Origin of the sequence: Actinotignum timonense (assembly GCF_030216305.1) — a bacterium.
Taxonomy (GTDB): domain Bacteria; phylum Actinomycetota; class Actinomycetes; order Actinomycetales; family Actinomycetaceae; genus Actinotignum; species Actinotignum timonense_A.
This window is the reverse complement of the sequence record NZ_JASOKT010000007.1, coordinates 40,744-59,745: the sequence shown is the minus strand read 5'-3', so window position 1 is coordinate 59,745 and position 19,002 is coordinate 40,744. Positions and strand designations below refer to the sequence as shown.

Below are 19,002 nucleotides of genomic sequence, written 5' to 3'. Positions count from 1 at the left end.
CAATCGCGCGCCACGCTATGTGGAGCGCTGCGCCTTCGCGCCGTTGTTCTTGCGACGCTACTTCCGCTTCGGCTCCGGCTCGTCCAGCTCGTAATCACCGATGGTGATCTGCTCGCTGGCCTGCGTATCCGGCGTGAAGCGGAGCTCCCCGCGCACGTGGGCGGCGCGCACCAGGTCCGCGCGCACCTCCTCGAGCAGTGCGGTATTTCCGCGCAGCTCCACCCGAGCGAAACTGGTGCGCTGTGACACCTTCGCCGCGGATTTCACGCCGCGCAGCACCGTGAGTGCCTGACCTGCCACCTCGAGCAGCTCCGCATTCCCGGAACCCGCTGCCTCGCGCAGCGGCGCCGCCTCCGGCCACGGCGCCCGGTGCACCGAACCGGTACGGTACCAGCTCCACACCTCAGCGGTGGCATAGGGGATAAAGGGCGCCAGCAAGCGCAGGAAAGTATCCACCGCAATCGCCAGCGTCACCCGGGCGCTCTCCGCCTCCGGCGTATCCGAATAGGCGCGATCCTTGACCAGCTCCAGGTAATCATCACAGAAGGTCCAGAAGGCCGTTTCGGCCACTTCCAGAGCACGGGTGTGATCAAAAGCCTCAAAAGCGGCGGTGGCTTCCTCCACCACGCGCGCCAGATCGGCCAGCAGAGCCCGATCAATCGGCTCGGTCACGCGGGAAGCATCCAGGCAGACCGGTGAGCCTTCCCCGCCCATGCCCAGCGCAAACTTCGAGGCGTTGAGCACCTTCATGGCCAGACGGCGCCCCACCTTCATCTGCTTTTCGTCGAAGGCGGCGTCCACGCCCAGGCGCGCGGAGGCAGCCCAGTAGCGCACCGCGTCCGCACCGTGCCGCACCAGCAGATCCATAGGGGTCACCACATTGCCCTTGGACTTGGACATCTTCTTGTGGTCTGGATCCAGAATCCACCCGGAGATCGTGGCGTGCTTCCAGGGTAGGTCCCCGAATTCGAGGTGCGCGCGCACCACGGTGGAGAAGAGCCAGGTACGGATAATGTCTTGACCCTGCGGGCGCACATCCATGGGATACACGCGCTCGAAAAGATCCTCATCGGTGAGCCAGCCCCCGGCGATCTGCGGGGAGAGTGACGACGTGGCCCAGGTATCCAAAATATCGGTTTCCCCGGCGAAGCCGCCCGGCTTGCCGCGCTGATCTTCGGTATAGCCGGCTGGCACGTCACTGGAAGGATCCACGGGAAGGCTGGATTCCTCCGGGGTAATGACGGCGTCGTACTTTACTTCGCCGTTCTCCGAAATCTCGTACCACACCGGAATCGGCACCCCGAAGAAACGCTGGCGGGAGATAAGCCAGTCAGAGTTGAGCCCCTTGACCCAGTTGTCGTAGCGCACGTGCATGAAATCGGGGTGGAAAGCCAGCTGGTTACCGGCCTCAATAAGGTTATCGCGTAGCTCCTTGCCGTTGCTTTCCACGTGGGAACGCCCACCGTTGCGGATGTACCACTGGCGTGAGGTAACAATTTCGAGCGGCTTATCGCCTTTCTCAAAGAAGTTGGTCTTACGCATGGTCGGCTTCTCATCACCGATCATTTCCCCGGTTTCCTTGAGTTTTTCCACCAGTGCCTTACGGGCGGAGAAGGTGGTTTTCCCGGCCATATCCGCGTACATGGCGCGCCCGGCCTCCGAGGTGATCCACTCGGGGGTATCGCGCACCAGGCGTCCGTCCTTACCAAGCACATTGTGTAGCGGCAGCTGCAATTCGCGCCACCACTCCACGTCCGTGACATCGCCGAAGGTGCAGCACATGGCGATACCGGCGCCCTTGTCCATTTCCGCCTTGGGGTGGGCGAGCACCGGAACTTCCATATCGAAAATCGGCACGCGCACCGTGGTCCCGAAAAGATGCTGGTAGCGGGTGTCATCAGGGTGCGCGATGAGGGCCACGCAAGCGGGCAGCAGCTCCGGGCGGGTGGTTTCGATGACGACGTCGCCGCTCGCACCGTGGAAAGCCAGGGCATGATAGGCACCCGGATAATCGCGGGCCTCGAGCTCGGCCTGCGCCACCGCGGTTTGGAAGGTAATATCCCACAGGCCCGGGGCCTGCGCCTGGTAGGCTTCCCCGCGCGCGAGGTTACGCAGGAAGGCGGTTTGGGCTACCTTCTGGGCCTTCTCTCCGATGGTCTGGTAATTCTGCTTCCAGTCCACGGACAGCCCCAGGTAGCGCCACAGGGCTTCAAATTGTTTTTCGTCCTCTTCGGACAGCTTCCAGCACAGCTCGATGAAATTACGCCGCGAAATGGGTACTTGGTCGGCGTACTTAATGGATTTTGCGCCGCCCTGGTGCGGGGGCACGAAATTCGGGTCGTAGGGGAGGGACGCATCCCCGCGCACCCCGTAGTAGTTTTGAACGCGCCGCTCGGTAGGCAGGCCGTTATCATCCCAGCCCATCGGGTAGAACACCGATTTTCCGCGCATGCGCTGGTAGCGGGCCACGGTATCGGTGTGAGTGTAGGAAAAAACGTGGCCGATATGCAGCGAGCCAGAAACCGTGGGCGGCGGGGTATCTACCGAAAATACTTCGGAACGGGTAGCGGTGCGGTCGAAAGCATAGGTGCCTTCTTCTTCCCACCGTTCGCTCCAGGTAGTTTCAAGACCGTCGAGAGTGGCACGGTCCGGTACCTCCGTGTGATCGAGGAGTTCGGACTCTTGGTTAAAACTAGTCATGGGGCTATTGTTTCACGCCCCGTGCGCTGCGGGAAACTGCGCCATACGTGAGAGGGGCGACGGCGCAGCTACGGCGCGCGGTGCCCGGGCGCCGTTAGCGGCTGGTATCCGGTTCCACCAGGTGGGCGCGCAACAGGTCAAACACCGCCGGATCAATCCCGTGCCCGAGGAGGTACTCGCGCGCCCCGCCGGCCGCTTCAATGCGCACCGTGGCGGCGCTCAAGGCTTCTTCGGTCACGTATACGGCGCGGTGCGCGGCGGCCCCCGGGATATATTCGCGCCCCATCACGAAAGCAAGATCTTCCTGGTAGCTTTCGCCCAGCGCCGTGGCAGAAGTGAGGTAATCAGCCAGGATTGTTTCGCGGCTCGCCCCGAGGATGGAGAGGATAAGCCCGGTGACCACCCCGGTGCGGTCCTTACCTGCGGTGCAGTGGATAAGCACCCCGCCTTCGGCCGATAATTCCGCCGCGGCGGTGACCGCCTGCGCCAATTGCCCACCGAAATTTCGAGCCATCTGCATATACAGGTCGGCGAGTTCAGACCACTCCAGGTGGGCAAGCTGATTGTTGAAAATAGGCACAGAGGCAACGCTCACCCCGTAATCTGCCCAATTGGTGGTGCCGGCGCGTTCAGCGTCGTCGCGCAAATCAATAACGCCGGTAATACCCTGCGCTCTCAAAAAATCTCCCAGGCTGTCATCGTGGCGGAACGCCGCGGAGGAACGCAGCAGGGCGCGCTCGCGGATATGCCCGCCGGCCACCGGGGTGCCGCCCAAGGAACGGAGATTATGCAGGCCGAGGGGCAGGCGTGGGGAAGTCATCACTGTCCTTTCGATCCGGTATCAAGCGTGTTTTCCAGGAGGTAGGAACCCGGGCCGTCCCAGGCCAGCGGGTCGCTCGGGCTCCAGCCGGGCCGCCCGGCTCGCCTCCCGATAGTCACCACTTCTTCCGGACTATACGCAAAGATTTCCTCGCCCGGTTCGATGCCGCCAGACGGTGCCGCCACGGAACCATCCAGGTAGGTAATATCCTGCTGGATACTGGCCTCGCTTAGCTGCACCACCGAAAAAGCCGAACGGGCTCGCGCGCTTTCCCATTCGGGACCCCGCCCGAGCGTGGTTTCATTGGCGAGGGCCGGGCCAACCACCACCGGTACCCCGCCAGCGCGCCCACGCCCGGCCAGATGGTAGTGACCCGCCAGCACGAGGTCGGGCGCCACCTCCCAGGATTGGAAACCCTGCGCCAGGCGCGGGGCATCCATGAGGCGCAGTGCCCCGTGGAGCACCGTGGGGGCCGCCAGCGGCGGGTGATGGAGGACGAGGACAGAGTGGAGCGGCTCATCGCCCGCCCCGCGGAAGTACCCACCGGCGCCGGCCGGTGACGGCGCCCCGCCCGCCGTGGGTGCGCCGCCCGCCGTGGGCGCACCGTTCGCGTTGGTCACGGCATCCTCGATATGGTGAATCTGATCGCCGAGGTAGCCGAAGCCGCGCCCGGGAACGGAGCTATCTGCCGCAACGAAGCGCCAGCGCGCTTCTCCCACCGTGATATCGGTGACGGAAAAAATCGGGTCCAGGGGCGCGCCGGGCAGGCCGAGGGCCTCGCGCATCGCCGCACGCCGGTCATGATTCCCGCAGGCCCAAATCACCGGTGCACCCCACCGTTGCGCGAGCGGGGCAAGGGTGCGGGCCGCGAAGGTATAGGACGCGGGGGTGCCGTCATCGGAAATATCCCCGGAGACCACGATGGCGTGGCAGGGCGCGAGCTCGCCGGCGCCGGCCACGGCCGCTTCCAGCAGCCCGGAGGTGTCAATTTTTCCGTAATGGCGGGCGCGCTCGGCTAGAAGATGGGTATCGGACAGGTGCAGGATGCGCAGGCTCATAGGTCATCGTCTCCCTCGGATGGTGTGGCGGATACGGTGGGTACGGCGGGCGCGGCGGACGTGGCGGATACGGCGGGCACGGCGGGCACGGCGGACGGCGCGGCATTCTCCGGTCGTGGCGCTTCGGGCAGCAGCGGCACCGCCGCAATAAGTTCCCGGGTGGCGGGGTGGCGCGGGTGCTCCAGTACCTGCGCCGTGGGGGCATATTCGACGACGGCGCCCCCGCGCAGCACCAGGGTGTCCTCGCACAGATTCTGGACAATGCCCAAGTCATGAGAGATGACAATGAGGGTGAGATCAAGGCGGGCGCGCAGATCATGGAGAAGCTCGAGGACGGTGGCCCGCACCGACACGTCGAGGGCGGAGACGGGCTCGTCGGCAATAAGAACCTTGGGTTGGCAGGCCACGGCGCGTGCAATTGCCACCCGCTGGCGTTGCCCGCCCGAAAGCTCATGCGGATAGCGCGAGCCCCACTCCGGGTTGAGATCCACGGCGGCCAGCGCATCACGCACCATCTCCCGGTGTTTGCCGGGAACGCGCAGCAGACGCAGCGGTTCTTCAATAATCCGGCCCACCGTCATACGCGGATTGAGGGAAGCAAAAGGATCTTGCAGCACCAGCTGGACTTCGTGGCGCAACCGGGTTACCCCGAGCTTCCCGTAGCGCACCTCCTGGCCCCGGTAGGTGATCGATCCGCCGCTCGGCTCAAGTAAGCCAAGCATCATGCGGCTAAGCGTGGTTTTCCCCGAGCCGGATTCGCCAATAATTCCCAGCGACCGCCCCGCACGTACGTCGAAAGACGTGGGTGCCAGAGCCAGGGTGCTTCCGTAGGATTTAGTGACGTTCTGGCAGCTGAACAGCACATCCCCGGCTTCAACGGGCCAGTCCTTTTCCAACGGTGCGCGGGAGGTTATGCGCAGGGCGGCCTCGCGCGGATCCCAGGTTTTTTCCGGTGTGCTTGTCATGATTGGTCACCTCCGGGCACCAGCGAGCTTCGCGGATCACCCGCCTGCGTATCGCCGCCCCGCCCTGCCGGGCGCTGCAAACTAGTGGCACGAGCCGCGGCCACGAGGCCCTGGGTGTAGGGATGGACGGGGCGGAGCAAAATATCTTCGGCGCTGCCTTCTTCCACCAATTCGCCCCGGCGCAGCACGAGGATGCGTTCGGAGGTGTGGTAGGCCACCGCCATATCGTGGGTGATCATAAGAACGGCGGTGCCGTGCTCGCGGGCGGCATCATCCATGAGCTGCAAAATATGGGCCTGCACCGTGGCATCCAGGGCGGTTGTCGGTTCGTCGGCGATCAGGAGGGCGGGGGCCAAACTCATCGCCATGGCAATAACCACGCGTTGGCGTTGCCCTCCGGAAAGCTCATGGGGGAAGCGGTTAATAATACGCTCGGGGCTAGGGAGCTCGACCATGCGGGCCAGCTCGCTGGCCCGCTGCGTCGTCGCCGATTTTTTTAATCCCGTATGAATACGCGAGGCCGCCACTAACTGGTGCTTAATGCGCACCACCGGATTGAGCGCCGTATGCGGTTCCTGGAAAATACAGCCGATACGGCGCCCCCGAATTTTCTGGAACTCCGCATCCGAAGCACCCACCAATTCGCGCCCCTCGAAACGAATCGAACCGGTCACGCGCGCCGCCCGGGGGAGGAGCCCCTGGATCGCCATCGCCGTCATCGATTTTCCAGACCCGGATTCCCCAATAAGGCAGACGCGCTCCCCGGCCTCCACCGTGAAGGACACTCCCCGCACCACTTCGGTGGAACCGAAAGCCACGGTGAGATCACGTACCTCAAGAAGGCTCATCGTGTCTCCCTTCCGCGCGGATCGAGTACGTCGCGCAGGCCGTCCCCCAAGAGGTTAAATCCGATAATCGTCAGGACAATCGCGGTGGCCGGAATGAGAATAACCGTCGGGTGGGAATACATGAAACTCTGGTAGGTGGAAAGCATCCGCCCCCAGGACGGCGTGGGCGGCGGGGTGCCCAGCCCCAGGTAGGACAGCCCCGCTTCCGCCAGCGTGGCCGTTCCCATGATCTGGGTGACACGCACGATCAGCGTGGGCGTGATCGCCGGGAAAATATGGCGCGAAAGAATCCACCAGGAACGCGCCCCCGCGGCCACCGCCAGGAGCACGTGGTCGGAGGCGGTGGCACGGCGCAATTCGGGCAGGACGGTGCGGGTGACCGCCGGGGCAGAACCCAGCCCGATGGCAACGGTGGAGGTGAGGGTGGAGCCGGAAAATGCGGTGACGAGAATGAGGGCAATAATGAGGGTGGGGAACGCGACCCACACATCGGTGAGCCGCTCCGTTAGGGAACCGAGCCAACGCGGGGCATACACGATAATCGAGGCGAGGAGCAGCCCGACCACCAGGGCCACCGCCGCCCCGCCCACGCTGGTGAGCACCGTGACCCGCGAACCGAGCACCATGAGGGAGAAAATATCACGCCCCAGCTGGTCGGCACCGAACCAATGCGCCCCGTTCGGGCGGGCCCAGGACGCCCGCGCATCCACGCTTTCGGGATCATAAGGCACCCAAATAAAGGACAGCAGGAACGTTGCCAGCACCGCCGCCACCACCACGGTGCCGATGAGGCCGGCCGGATTGCGCAGCAGCGCCCGCAACCGGGCCCGCCACGGGGAAGCCGCGGAGAGAGCCCGCAGAGCCGGAGACGGGGTACTCATCGCAACCTCACTCTCGGGTCGAGGAGGCGGGAGGCCACATTGGAGAGCATCATGAGGAGAATAACCGCCCCGGAGAGCACCATGAGGAAGCCCTGGACGGTAACAATATCGCGGGTCGATACGCTAGCAACCAGATGGTGCCCGATGCCGGGAAGGGCGAAGACCTGTTCAACCACCACGGTGCCCATGAGGAGGGCCGCGGCGTCAAGTGCAATAACGGCGAGGAGCGGAAGCCAGGCGTTCCGCAGCGCCTGGGTGAGGAGGGCGCGCCGGCGGCTCATCCCCTGGGCGCGGGCGGTGCGCACATAATCCTGGCCGAGCTGTTCCAGCACGGCGGAGCGCACGTAGCGCACCAGTCCCGCCGTTTGCGGAATCGCGAGGGTAATGGCGGGCAGAACGAGGCTACGGAGCGCCGCACCCGGATCGCCCCATCCCTCACGCGGGAACCCGGTGGAGGGAAGATGGAGCGGGGTCGCCAGGTACATAACGAGCAGCATCCCCACGATGAACGTAGGGACCGCGATACCCAGTTGGGAAAGCCAGGAGACCAGGCGCCCGGCCAGGGTGGTGGAACGAGCCGCGGCATACACCCCGATAAGAAGGGCAAAAATAACCGCCAAACTCAAGGACATGAGCGCGAGCGGCACGGTGACCTGGAGCTTCGTGACGAGCTCGTGGGTCACGGAAAGGGAAGAAAAGGGGGAGGTGCCGAAATCGCCGGTGAGGGCGGCACCTAACCAGCTCAGGTACTGGATGATAAGCGGGCGATCCCAGCCGTGCTCAGCCCGAATCGCCTCAATTTGCGCATCGGTAGCATCCAGGCCCCCGATAATGACAGCCGGGTCACCGGGCAGGGTGTGGAGCGCGAAAAAAATAACGAAGGAGGCGAGGAATAACGCCGCCACCGCCCACCCCAGCGCGGCGAGCACGATGCGGGCGGTGCGCGACGTCGTGGTGCGGAGCACCGTTTCGCGGTCCACGGTGCCGGAGGCGCTATGCACCCCCGGCACCTGCGCGAGCGCGAGTGGTTCAGCCATTAACGCGCAACCTGAATATCAGCGGCGTAGAAGCGAGAACCGGTCCGGTTGGTCGGGAACCCGGAGACCCCTTCCCGGGAGAAAATAATGGCCTTGGGGCTGTAGAGCCAATCCGAGGCAGCATCTTCGGAAACGAAAGCGGCCAGTTCACCGAGCTTCTTATCGCGTTCTTCCAGCGAGCTGGCGGTCATCGCTTCCTTATTGAGCTGCTGGGCCTGCGCGCTGTCATAATGCCAGTAATAGCTGGGGTTGGAATAGTAGGTGAGGGTCCACGGATCCACGTGGAGCACCATGGTCAGATCGTAATTTCCCCCGCGGTAGACCTCATCGAGCCAGCTAGAAAACTCCATCCGATCAATCGTCACATTAATGCCGATCTCCTTGAGCTGGGCAGCCACATATTCGGAAATGGCCGAATCGTAATTATTGGCCACCCGCAGGTTGAGGGAAAGATTCTCAAAACCGGCCTTTTTGAGCAGCTCGCGGGCGGCTTGGGGATCATACGAATCAATCTCGTTGAGGGAATCGCTCCACCAGGCCATCCCGGGGGAGACCATGGAACCGACCCGCACCATAGTCCCGCCGAGCGCGGTAATGAGGCCGTCCTTATCGATGCCCTTGCGGATAGCGGTGCGCACATCCTTATTGGCCAGCGCCGGGTTGGAGTGGTTGAAGCCGAGCGTCATCCACGAGGTTTCGGTGCCCTGCGAGGTAATAATCGCCGGGTCGGCGGCGAAACGCTCCACCGTATCGGTGTTCTGGGTGGTGAGAATATCAATTTGTCCCGAGGCGAGCGCATTCGCGGCTGCGGTCTGGTCCGCGTAATAGTGGTAGACCACTTCCTTGGTGCCGGCCGGATCGCCCCAGTAGTTATCGTTACGCTCCAGGGTAATGGTGGAGCCGGTCTTCCACTCACCGATGGTGAACGGCCCGGTGCCGTTCGATTCCTTATTCAAATCGACCGTATTATCGGAGGGCACCATCATGGCGGCGTCCGTGGACATGCTGTCCAAGAAATTCATATTCGGTTCGGAAAGGGTGACGACGACGGTATGCGGGTCGGAAGCCTGCGCTGATTTAAACGTGCGCATGAGCTTATGATCGGGATTCTTCGACCCCTCAGCAGCAGAAGCTTCCAGGGTGGCCACCACATCCGCGGCATCAAAATCGGAACCGTCGTGGAATTTCACCCCTTCGCGCAGATGGAAGGTGTAGTTGAGCCCATCCTCGGAAATATCCCAGGAGGTGGCCAGAGCCGGCAAAATATCACCATTTTCGGCGCGGCGGGTGAGTCCTTCATAAACATTATCGATAACAAGCTGATCGAGAGCCGCGCCGGAAACCGAGGTCGGATCCAGGCCGGTGGGTTCCAAAATAAAACCAACGTGCACCGAAGCATCCGGGTTCGCATTCTGAACCGGGGCCGGGCCGCTGGCGGGGGAGGAAGCCGCATCGGAGGGCGGGTTGGTTGAGCATCCGGACAGCGCGAGTCCGGCAACGAGCAGGGCGACGCCCGCAAAACGCTTCATATCTGTTCCCATCAGGTAGTGAAGTCAAAATATGGCTCGGCGCATCTCAGCTCGGACACGTCGCCATATATGTATCTATCGAGTCAATGTGAACCGTTGGAAAACGTGGAGTTAAAAGGCGAGCTACCTCTCCTTTGCGTCAGTATCGCGGATAGAGCGGGACGCGCGGGTCCCGGGTTTGGCACGCTTGGCGCGCCGGCGAGCCTCAGCGGCTTCGCTTTCCAGATCGTGCACCACGAGGCGAGCGTGGCGCGCGGTCAAGATGGGGTGGATTTTCTTCACGGCGCGCATGGCGGTGGCGGTTCCCTCCGCCGCGGCCGTCAAAATACGTTCTTTTTCTTCCGCGGTCCATTCGTGGGTGCGCATAAAACGCAGCGAGCGGGCTTCGCGCAGCATGGAAATTCCCCACAGCAGCAGCACCACCAGGAAAATCCCAGCGAAGCCGAGGATTGACAGTCCGTTCATTTAGCTGAGATTCCTATCTTTATCGATACTGGCTTGCACGCCGCGCACGACGGCCGCCCCGAAACCGGCGCGTTCTAATTCCACCACACCGGCCACGGTGGTGCCCCCCGGGGACTGCACCGTATCGGCCAAATCGGCCGGAGAAAGCTCACTTGCGAGCACCAGACGCGCCGCACCTTCCACCGCCTGCGCGGCGATGCGCACCGCCTGCGCGGCCGGGAGCCCATCGGCAACGGCGGCACGTTTGAGGGCATCAATATAGGTAAAAGTGAAAGCCGGGGAACATCCGGCGAGCGCGGAAAAAACGGAAAAATGTTTTTCTTCCAGGGTGATATGAGCACCCACGGCGGCGAAGACCTCCCGCACCGCGTCCTGCTGGGCGGGGGTGACGGAACTCGAGAAGCACAACGCCGTCATGGAGGCACGCACGCTGGCAGCCACATTCGGCATGGCGCGCACGAGCGGCTGACCCGGGGCGAGATGGCGGGCGAGGGTGGCAAGCTCAAGGCCCGCCGCGATGGAGACGATAACGGTGCCAGATTCCCGTGCGACGTCGTTAATTTCTTCTAGAACATCCGCAACCGCGTACGGTTTCACGGCGACGACGACGATTCCGTCACCCACGGCCGTGACCAGCTCGGTATTCGAGGTGGCCGGGCGCGCCCCCGTTTCCTCCGCGAAGTCGCGCGCCGCCTGCACATCTTTCGCAGAAACGACGACGGACGCCGGATCCGCGCCCGCGGCAAGCACCCCGCGCGCCAGGGCCCCGCCCATATGTCCGGTTCCAATAAAGCCGATCACGAGCAATTCCTTTCTACCAGCTAGGCCCGGTGCTCCCGCAGCGGCGCTGAGCGAACACCGGGTATGCTCTCCGCGTTTTATTTTAGGCTGAAGAAAGGTGTTTTATGGCCGGCGTGGCTCTCACCCGGCAGAACGGAGGGTTTGACATGTCACATCGAGTACTTGTAACCGGAGCGTCCAGCGGCATCGGGGCGGCGAGCGTCCGCGCCTTGCGCGCGGCTGGATTCGAGGTGATCGCCACCGCACGGCGCGAAGATCGGCTCCGCCAGCTCGCCGAACAAACCGGGTGCAGTTACGTGGTTGCGGACTTGACGGAGGAAGGCGACGTCGCACGGCTCGCCGCCACCGTAGCGGAAGCCGGCGGGGTGGACTCCCTGGTCAATAACGCCGGTGGGGCCCGCGGGCAAGACAAGGTGACGGACGCAAAAATCGAGGACTGGGAGTGGATGTACCGCGTGAACGTACTGGGTACCCTGCGCCTCACCCGGGCCCTACTCCCGCATATGCGGGAGAACGGTGGCAGCATCCTCTTTGTGACCTCTACTGCGGCGCAGGAAACCTACGTGGGCGGGGCCGGATACACGGCGGCCAAGCACGCCGAACGCATGATTAAAGACACCCTGCGCCTGGAACTGGTGGGCGAACCGGTACGGCTCATGGAGCTGCGCCCCGGCATGGTGATGACGGAGGAATTTTCTAAGAATCGACTCGGATCAGATGCCGCAGCCCAGAACGTTTATGCCGGGGTAGCTGAGCCGCTCCTTGCCGAGGATATTGCTGAGACGGTGGTATGGATGCTCTCCCGCCCCGCCCACGTCAATATCGATTCGGTGGTTATCCGCCCCGTGGCCCAGGCGAATTCGTGGACGGTGGCCCGTACCGGCAGCGACGTGGTAGACCTACCCTCCTCCGGGCTGGATGGGGAGTAGTGGCCGGAGGTTACAGTTTCTCGGCGACCTGCCGGGCAAGCTCCGCAATCGCCGCGGCGATCCCGCGGCCGAGCTCATCAAAGGTGGTGGCAGGCCGGGGGAGCGCCGGTGCGGCGGTCTCGGCTGACGGTGCGGCGTGCGCCGTGTCGGTTAGTGGTGCGGCGTGCGCCGTCTTGGTCCGTGGTGCGGGCTGCGGCGCGGGCTGGGACACCGCTGCGGACGGTGCGTCGGTTTCCGCGCCCACCGTGGCCACTCCGACGGTGCGCAGGGCCGGTACGTGAATGAAGAGGCCGGGAACAGGAAGCTGGACCACGCGGTAGGCAATGTTATTGCAGAGGTAGCGCCCCGGATCTCGGCTCGTTTCCGCATTGATACCTGCCCCGTTAATAGCGCGAGTAATATCCGCCACCAGCACGGGGCTCGTGGCGATAGCAGGCCCGCCCGGAATCACGGGTTCGCCATCAGGTTGAGCTCCCGCATTATCCGGAATTCGGGCGATATTCTCATTAAAAGCTTGGAGCTCCGGGGTGATAGCGCTACGCCCGCCCGCTTCTCCGATGGCAATGACCGCATCGGGGTGAAAACGTTCCACCGCCTCGGCCAGCACCTTCCCGGCGCTCGCGAACACCACCGGCAACATGGCCGTCGCGACCTCCACCTCGCAAGGAAGATCCATATCTCGAAGATGAGGGATGGCTTGCAGCGCTGCCTCCCGGCTCGCATTTTCGGTATCGGCACCAAAAGGCTCAAAATAAGTCACTAAAACACGCACACTTCACCCTACCGCGCCCCTACCTGTGGATAACTACACGCGCCGAACTCCGCCTGTGGATGGGCCCTGGACGGATCTTTCCCTGCCTGACACCATCGGCTCAAGCGCTTGGCAGGAGGAGCCGGCGCCCAGAAAACAAGCGACGCCAGTTCAACGAAAGTAAGCGGCGCCAGCGCACAGAAGTCAAACGTAGCCAGCGCGAAGGAAACAGGAGCGAACAAGGGGAGGTCACGGTGGATGGTGTTCTTATCACGGAATCTGCAACGGCGGAGCTGCGCGCCGCGCTCGCGGACGTGAGTGCCGCGCTGGCCCCGCTGCGGGTGGATACCGTGCCAGGAGCGGTAGCGGCGGCATTGGCTGGCACCCCGCCGCCGGCCAGCGTGAGCGCGGGATGCGCGGCCCTGGATAGGCGTACCCGCGATATCGCGGCCCGAGCCGATGAGCTAGCTGCCTCCCTCGCCCTGGCCTGGCGCATCTACCAGGAGGCAGACGGCGGGGCAGGCGCGGATATTTCTGCCCTGGATATTGCGGGCACGAATATTTCTGGTTTGGATATCGCGGGGGTTGGAAGATGAAAGATCTCAGGGTGACGTGGGGGCAACTATGCAGCTGGAACGGGGCCCTGCTCGGAGCGGTCCTCGGTGAGGTGGCGGCCGTACGCCGGCGCTGTGAAGAAGCCAGCTGGCAGCTGCGCCAGCTAGCCGCGCGCTCCTTGGCGGGGGAGTGGGAAGGTTACGGGGCGCGTGCCTTCCTCTCCGATGTGCGGGCCCTGGCCGCGCGCGCCGCCGCGCACACCGACCATATCGACCACCTCATCCAGGCTCTCGGGGAGGCCCAGCATAAAATCACCCGCACCCAAACGGCCGTGAGCGAAGCCCTTTCCCGGGCGGCGGCTTCCGGAATGGAGATCACCCCCACCGGTGAGGTTGTCGATCCGCTCGATGGCGCGGATGCCACCGGGGTAGTGGATTGGGAACGCCGCCAGGTAGCGGTCCGGATTAGGGCGGAGGTAGAGGCAGCCTACGGGTCGGCCGATAATACCCTCAGCTATCTGGACACGGTTTTTACCCAGCTGGCAGCCGGGCAGATAGCCCCGGACGCTCGCACCAACCACTACCATTCGGTCGGGCGGGTGCCGGTCGGGAAAAGTGCGGCCTATGTGCAGGCCTGGTGGGCATCCCTGGGCGATGCCGAGCGCTCTTATGTGCTCGCGCATTACCCCCAGGATCTGGGAAATTTAGACGGAATACCCTATGCGGTGCGGGACCGCGCCAATATTGCCGTTGCCCGCCATGACGAAGAGATGGCCCGCGCCTACTACGATCCGATCCTGGCCGAGCTCTCCGCGGAGATCGCCAGCGCCCGGGCGGATCTTGAGGGTAATTTAGGGAAAACTGATCGGGAGATTCGCACCGCACAGCTTGGTGCGGCCCAGCTGCGTTACGCCACCATAACCGCCAACCTGGCTGCTTACGCCATGATCCGCACCCAGCGCTGCCTGGATCGCAATTGGCGCGAGCATATCTCCGCGGCCCCGGTTCGGTCCGCTTCGCCCCGTGATTCAAAGCTGTACTCATCGCGAACCACGGGGCGATCATCCGCGGCGCACTCGTCCGCCGCGCGACTGTCCGCGGGGCGCGCAGCTCCGGCGCACTCACCCGCGCCGCGTTCCTCCCCGCTGGCAGGCCCCGCACAGTCCGCCCAGTCCGGCCAGCCACGCCAACTCCTCGTGTACCGCGGGCCGAACCGAGCCCGTACCGGAACCGGTGCAGAATTGCGCACCATCCAGGTGGCCCTATCTCAAGGGAATGTGGATACTGCCTCGTCTATCACCATTGAGGTAGGTGGGATGACCACCAATGTGGTGAATTCCCTCGATTCCCATATGGAAGCAGCCGGCCGCTTGGCTACCCTCCAGCAGGAAATTCTCACCGCTCGCGGGGAAACGGGAAGCCCGGCGGTGGTGACCTGGTTTGATTACGCCGCCCCGCAAAGTGCGCTGGATTCCTCTCTCTACACCCCAGCGCGGGCCCGGGAAGGCGCGGCCAGCCTCGCGCGCTTCGCGGAGGGAATTGCCCAGGTCCGCGGGGAAGATTGCCCGCGTATCAATCTGCTGGGGCATTCCTACGGTTCGGTGACGGCCTCAGCGGCCGCGGAGCAGGCTAGGCACGGCGTCGTCGATACCCTTGTGGTGTACGGAACACCCGGGGTTGTGGCCGAAGGATGGGATATGAATACCGGGGCGCACGGGGCCGGAAGCGCCGCCTCCAATCATGTCCTTTCCAATAAGAAAGACATTATTAACGTGGTCAATGCGCTGGGCGGGGGAGCGGTGTCGGGCGGGCATACCGACGCGCTCGGCTTCAATCCGCGCCAGGACCCGGATTTCACCGCGCATCATTTCTCCGGGCGCGGCGGTTTCTTCTCCCAGCATTCGGAATATTTGGAAAACGCGGATTCCCCGCAGATGCGCGAATTGGCGCGCATCACCACGGAGCCTGCCACGGGGCCCGGGGCGCCGCCCGCCACGCTTGCGCCGCCCCGCGAACCACCCGCCGGAGCTGCGCCGTCGCACCCATCCCCACCGGTCCGCCCGCCACCCGGAAGCTAGATGCGCCCCGCGCGCGGAAGGGCTACAATGAGCGGCGTTGGCTATGACCCGGCAATCACCGGTGAGCTCTCGGAAGAACAGCCGCGCGGCCCTGCCCCGCAGCCCAGTAGAACCGAGCGGGTGGATCCGTCAGCGTCCTAATGAAGCGGTTACCCGCCGTACCACGCGTGCGGCGAGTAGCAAATGAGGTGGTACCGCGGTACCGGATATCCGGCGTCGTCCTCATTCCGAATAGGTTTGAGACACGAGGAGACACCGCGTGGATATGTATCCGCTTCATCGCGAGGGCGGCGTGCCCGCCTCCCCGAACTTCCCGAAGATGGAAGAAGGCACCCTCGCTTTCTGGAAGAAAGACAATACGTTCCAGTCCTCCGTTGAGCAGCGTGAATCCGGGCCGCACGGCTCCAATGAATTCGTTTTCTACGACGGCCCGCCGTTCGCCAACGGCCTGCCCCATTACGGTCACCTTCTCACCGGTTACGTCAAGGACGTGGTGGGGCGCTACCAGACCATGCGGGGGCGCCGGGTCGAGCGCCGCTTTGGGTGGGACACCCACGGCCTGCCGGCCGAACTGGAAGCCCAGCGTATCCTCGGGATTGATTCCACCGATGAGATCGAGGATATGGGCATCGCCACCTTCAACGAGGCCTGCCGCTCCTCGGTGCTGCGCTACACCAAGGAATGGGAAGAATATGTGACCCGCCAGGCGCGCTGGGTCGATTTTTCCCACGATTACAAGACCCTGGACACCACCTACATGGAATCGGTGCTGTGGGCCTTCAAGACCCTGTACGACAAGGGCTTGGCCTATGACGGCTACCGGGTGCTGCCCTACTGCTGGAATGACGAAACGCCGCTATCCAATCACGAATTGAAGATGGATGACGACGTCTACAAGGACCGCCAGGACCTCAGCTTGACCGTGGGGCTGCGCCTGGAAACCGGCGAACTTGCCCTTATTTGGACGACGACGCCCTGGACGCTCCCCTCCAATTTGGCGATCGCGGTGGGCCCGGATATTGAGTACCTCACCGTGGTTCCGCGCGAAGGCAAGCTGGAAGGCGAGCGGGTGGTTATTTCCGCCGCGCGCCTGGAATCCTACGCGAAGGAACTGGGTGAAGATCCGGAAGTCGTGGATCGCTTCCCCGGCTCGCAGCTGGTGGGCCGCGCCTACGCCCCGATTTTCGATTACTTCATGAACCGGGCGGCGGACGAAGCCCCCGGCCCGCATGCTTACCACGTTATTGCCGGGAACTTCGTGACCACCGAAGACGGTACCGGGCTAGTTCATATCGCCCCCGCCTTCGGTGAAGACGATATGTTCGCCTGCCAGGAAGTGGGCATCCGCCCCGTGGTGCCGGTGGACGGTGCCGGGCGTTTCACCTCCGAGGTGCCCGATTACGAAGGCACCCAGGTTTTTGATGCCAATCTGCCCATCACCCGCGATCTGCGCGAGGGAACCGGGCCGCTGGCACGCCGCCCGGAAAACGAGCGCGCCGTGCTGGTCCAAGAACGCTCCTACCTGCACTCCTACCCGCATTGCTGGCGCTGCCGCAAACCGCTCATCTACAAGGCGGTCTCTTCGTGGTTCGTGCGGGTAAGTGCCTTCCGGGATCGCATGGTCGAGCTCAACGAACAGATCGAATGGACCCCGGCGCATATCAAGCACGGCCAATTCGGCAACTGGCTGGCCGGAGCGCGCGACTGGTCCATTTCCCGCAACCGCTTCTGGGGCAGCCCCATCCCGGTGTGGCGCTCCGATGACCCCAACTATCCACGCGAAGATGTGTACGGTTCCCTGGAAGCACTTGAGCGTGATTTCGGGCGCCTGCCGCGCAACGAGAAGGGCGAGGTGGATCTCCACCGCCCCTATATCGATGAGCTGACCCGCCCCAACCCGGACGATCCCACTGGCAAGTCCACCATGCGGCGCATTACCGATGTTTTGGACTGCTGGTTCGAATCCGGCTCCATGCCCTACGCCCAGGTCCACTACCCCTTCGAAAATAAGGACTGGTTCGAGGACCACTACCCGGGGGACTTCATCGTCGAGTACATCGGCCAGACCCGCGGGTGGTTCTACACCCTCCACGTGTTGGCCACCGCGCTCTTTGACCGCCCGGCCTTCCGCACCTGTATCTCCCACGGCATCGTGCTGGGTGATGACGGCCAGAAGATGTCGAAATCGTTGCGCAACTACCCGGATGTTTACGAAATGTTCGATGAGGTCGGCGCGGATGCGATGCGTTTCTTCCTCATGAATTCGCCGATTGTGCGCGGCGGGAACCTCATCGTGACCGAACGCGCGCTGCGCGATACGGTGCGCCAGGTGCTGCTGCCGCTGTGGAATGCCTACTACTTCTTCGCGCTTTACGCCTCGACGTGCTCGAAGGGGGAGGGGTACCGCGCCCAGCCGGTGAGTGACCCCTCCGGTCTGGATGTGATGGACCGCTACCTGCTGGCCAGCATTAAGGACCTGGCCGATAAGGTGCGCACCGACCTGGATAACTACGATATTCCGGCCGCCTGCGACCGGGTGCGCGGCTTCCTGGACGTGCTGACCAACTGGTACGTGCGCACCTCCCGGGATCGCTTCTGGAATGAGGACCACGCCGCCTTCGATACGCTCTACACGGCTCTCGAAGTGCTCATGCGGGTTATGGCGCCCCTCGCGCCGCTCGTGACCGAAGAAATCTGGAAGGGGCTGACCGGCGGGCGCTCCGTCCACCTGGAAGACTGGCCTGAACTGCCTGATTCCTGGAAGGACGATGCGCTGCGCGAAGCGATGGACGAGGCGCGCGCCGTCGTCTCCGCCGCGCACTCGCTGCGCAAAACCCACCAGTTGCGTGTGCGCCAACCGCTGCGCACCCTCACCATCGTCACCGACCGTGACCTGGCCCCCTTCACCGATCTCATCGCCCTGGAAGTGAACGTCAAGAATGTTGAACTCAAGGACGTGGCGCAATCGGGGATGAAGGTGAGCCGCGACCTCAAGGTCCTCCCGCGCGAACTGGATCCCCAGCTGCGCAAGATGACCTCCGCGCTGTTCCAGGCCGCCAAGGCCGGGAACTGGAGCGAGGACGGTGCGGACGCGGTGCTGCATACCGACCCGGAGGTACGCCTGGCGCCCGGTCAGTTTGAGATCACCGTATCGGTGGAAGCCGACCCGGGTTCAGTGGCCGCGGCGCTCGATTCCGGGTCCTTCATCGCCTTGGATACCGAGGTGGACGAGGAACTGGAAGCCGAAGGTTACGCCCGCGACGTCGTGCGCGCCGTGCAGGACGAACGCAAGAACGCGCAGCTGCACGTGGCCGACCGGATCTCCCTTAAGCTCACGGTGCCCGCCGAGCGCGTCGATGCGGTTACCCGCTACCTGCCCTTCATCCAGGAGGAAACCCTCGCGGTGGAGGCACAGGTGACGGCGGGCGCGGACGGCGCTGCGGGCGCTGCGGGCGCACCGCTCGGCATCGAGGTGACGAAAGTCGCGCACTAAAAACGCGGTATCACACGGCGCGCTCTGTAACGGCGCGCCGTGATCCTCTAGAGTAGGGTGCCTTGCATGGGCCGCGGTGGATCACCATAGTCT

Annotated in this window: 15 protein-coding genes; 4 read left to right on the top strand and 11 right to left on the bottom strand. The window is 63.8% G+C overall.

Going from position 1 to position 19,002, the window contains the following annotated elements; all coding sequences use genetic code 11:
- Positions 1-57: 57 nt before the first annotated feature.
- From valS to proC, 10 genes are all read right to left on the bottom strand, one after another.
- Positions 58-2,700: a valine--tRNA ligase gene (gene valS, locus QP305_RS05245; RefSeq protein ID WP_284904375.1), complete on the bottom strand. Its 2,643-nt coding sequence runs from the start codon at positions 2,698-2,700 to the stop codon at positions 58-60.
- Positions 2,701-2,794: 94 nt separating this feature from the next.
- Positions 2,795-3,520, bottom strand: a complete 726-nt coding sequence (locus QP305_RS05240) for a tyrosine-protein phosphatase (RefSeq protein WP_284904373.1) — start codon at positions 3,518-3,520, stop codon at positions 2,795-2,797.
- Entirely contained in the window at positions 3,520-4,578 is a 1,059-nt protein-coding gene (locus QP305_RS05235) for a metallophosphoesterase (protein WP_284904370.1), read from the bottom strand. Before QP305_RS05235 ends, QP305_RS05240 begins: the two co-directional genes overlap by 1 nt.
- Positions 4,575-5,543, bottom strand: a complete 969-nt coding sequence (locus QP305_RS05230) for an ABC transporter ATP-binding protein (protein WP_284904368.1) — start codon at positions 5,541-5,543, stop codon at positions 4,575-4,577. The genes QP305_RS05235 and QP305_RS05230 overlap by 4 nt, the downstream gene beginning before the upstream one ends.
- Entirely contained in the window at positions 5,540-6,391 is an 852-nt protein-coding gene (locus tag QP305_RS05225) for an ABC transporter ATP-binding protein (protein ID WP_284897190.1), read from the bottom strand. Before QP305_RS05225 ends, QP305_RS05230 begins: the two co-directional genes overlap by 4 nt.
- Positions 6,388-7,272, bottom strand: coding sequence for an ABC transporter permease (locus QP305_RS05220; protein ID WP_284904366.1), 885 nt, complete (start codon positions 7,270-7,272; stop codon positions 6,388-6,390). The genes QP305_RS05225 and QP305_RS05220 overlap by 4 nt, the downstream gene beginning before the upstream one ends.
- Complete coding sequence (locus QP305_RS05215) at positions 7,269-8,309, bottom strand: ABC transporter permease (protein ID WP_284904364.1); 1,041 nt, start codon at positions 8,307-8,309, stop codon at positions 7,269-7,271. Before QP305_RS05215 ends, QP305_RS05220 begins: the two co-directional genes overlap by 4 nt.
- On the bottom strand, positions 8,309-9,838 hold the full coding sequence (locus QP305_RS05210; protein WP_284904363.1) for an ABC transporter substrate-binding protein: 1,530 nt from the start codon (positions 9,836-9,838) through the stop codon (positions 8,309-8,311). The genes QP305_RS05215 and QP305_RS05210 overlap by 1 nt, the downstream gene beginning before the upstream one ends.
- 123 nt (positions 9,839-9,961) lie before the next feature.
- Complete coding sequence (locus QP305_RS05205; RefSeq protein ID WP_284904362.1) at positions 9,962-10,303, bottom strand: hypothetical protein; 342 nt, start codon at positions 10,301-10,303, stop codon at positions 9,962-9,964.
- Positions 10,304-11,104: a pyrroline-5-carboxylate reductase gene (gene proC / locus QP305_RS05200; protein ID WP_284904361.1), complete on the bottom strand. Its 801-nt coding sequence runs from the start codon at positions 11,102-11,104 to the stop codon at positions 10,304-10,306.
- A 146-nt stretch (positions 11,105-11,250) separates the two neighbouring features.
- Between proC and QP305_RS05195 the strand changes: the two genes are divergently transcribed.
- Entirely contained in the window at positions 11,251-12,033 is a 783-nt protein-coding gene (locus QP305_RS05195) for an SDR family oxidoreductase (protein ID WP_284904359.1), read from the top strand.
- A gap of 10 nt (positions 12,034-12,043) precedes the next feature.
- Here the strand turns inward: QP305_RS05195 and QP305_RS05190 are convergent, their stop codons facing one another.
- Positions 12,044-12,793 (bottom strand): hypothetical protein, encoded by a 750-nt coding sequence (locus QP305_RS05190; RefSeq protein WP_284904357.1) that lies wholly within the window; start codon positions 12,791-12,793, stop codon positions 12,044-12,046.
- Between the two features lie 245 nt (positions 12,794-13,038).
- On the opposite strand from QP305_RS05190, the gene QP305_RS05185 reads away from it, so the two are divergent.
- From QP305_RS05185 to ileS, 3 genes are all read left to right on the top strand, one after another.
- Positions 13,039-13,380 (top strand): hypothetical protein, encoded by a 342-nt coding sequence (locus tag QP305_RS05185; protein WP_284904355.1) that lies wholly within the window; start codon positions 13,039-13,041, stop codon positions 13,378-13,380.
- Between the two features lie 11 nt (positions 13,381-13,391).
- Positions 13,392-15,416, top strand: coding sequence for an alpha/beta hydrolase (locus tag QP305_RS05180; protein ID WP_284904354.1), 2,025 nt, complete (start codon positions 13,392-13,394; stop codon positions 15,414-15,416).
- A 265-nt stretch (positions 15,417-15,681) separates the two neighbouring features.
- Entirely contained in the window at positions 15,682-18,909 is a 3,228-nt protein-coding gene (gene ileS, locus QP305_RS05175) for an isoleucine--tRNA ligase (protein ID WP_284904406.1), read from the top strand.
- The last annotated feature ends 93 nt before the right edge of the window (positions 18,910-19,002 follow it).

What these genes read in the sequence shown, in the direction of transcription:
- valS (WP_284904375.1), bottom strand. Translation starts at nt 2,700, where the DNA reads ATGACTAGTTTTAACCAAGAGTCCGAACTCCTCGATCACACGGAGGTA.
- QP305_RS05240 (WP_284904373.1), bottom strand. Translation starts at nt 3,520, where the DNA reads ATGACTTCCCCACGCCTGCCCCTCGGCCTGCATAATCTCCGTTCCTTG.
- QP305_RS05235 (WP_284904370.1), bottom strand. Translation starts at nt 4,578, where the DNA reads ATGAGCCTGCGCATCCTGCACCTGTCCGATACCCATCTTCTAGCCGAG.
- QP305_RS05230 (WP_284904368.1), bottom strand. Translation starts at nt 5,543, where the DNA reads ATGACAAGCACACCGGAAAAAACCTGGGATCCGCGCGAGGCCGCCCTG.
- QP305_RS05225 (WP_284897190.1), bottom strand. Translation starts at nt 6,391, where the DNA reads ATGAGCCTTCTTGAGGTACGTGATCTCACCGTGGCTTTCGGTTCCACC.
- QP305_RS05220 (WP_284904366.1), bottom strand. Translation starts at nt 7,272, where the DNA reads ATGAGTACCCCGTCTCCGGCTCTGCGGGCTCTCTCCGCGGCTTCCCCG.
- QP305_RS05215 (WP_284904364.1), bottom strand. Translation starts at nt 8,309, where the DNA reads ATGGCTGAACCACTCGCGCTCGCGCAGGTGCCGGGGGTGCATAGCGCC.
- QP305_RS05210 (WP_284904363.1), bottom strand. Translation starts at nt 9,838, where the DNA reads ATGAAGCGTTTTGCGGGCGTCGCCCTGCTCGTTGCCGGACTCGCGCTG.
- QP305_RS05205 (WP_284904362.1), bottom strand. Translation starts at nt 10,303, where the DNA reads ATGAACGGACTGTCAATCCTCGGCTTCGCTGGGATTTTCCTGGTGGTG.
- QP305_RS05195 (WP_284904359.1), top strand. Translation starts at nt 11,251, where the DNA reads ATGTCACATCGAGTACTTGTAACCGGAGCGTCCAGCGGCATCGGGGCG.
- ileS (WP_284904406.1), top strand. Translation starts at nt 15,682, where the DNA reads ATGTATCCGCTTCATCGCGAGGGCGGCGTGCCCGCCTCCCCGAACTTC.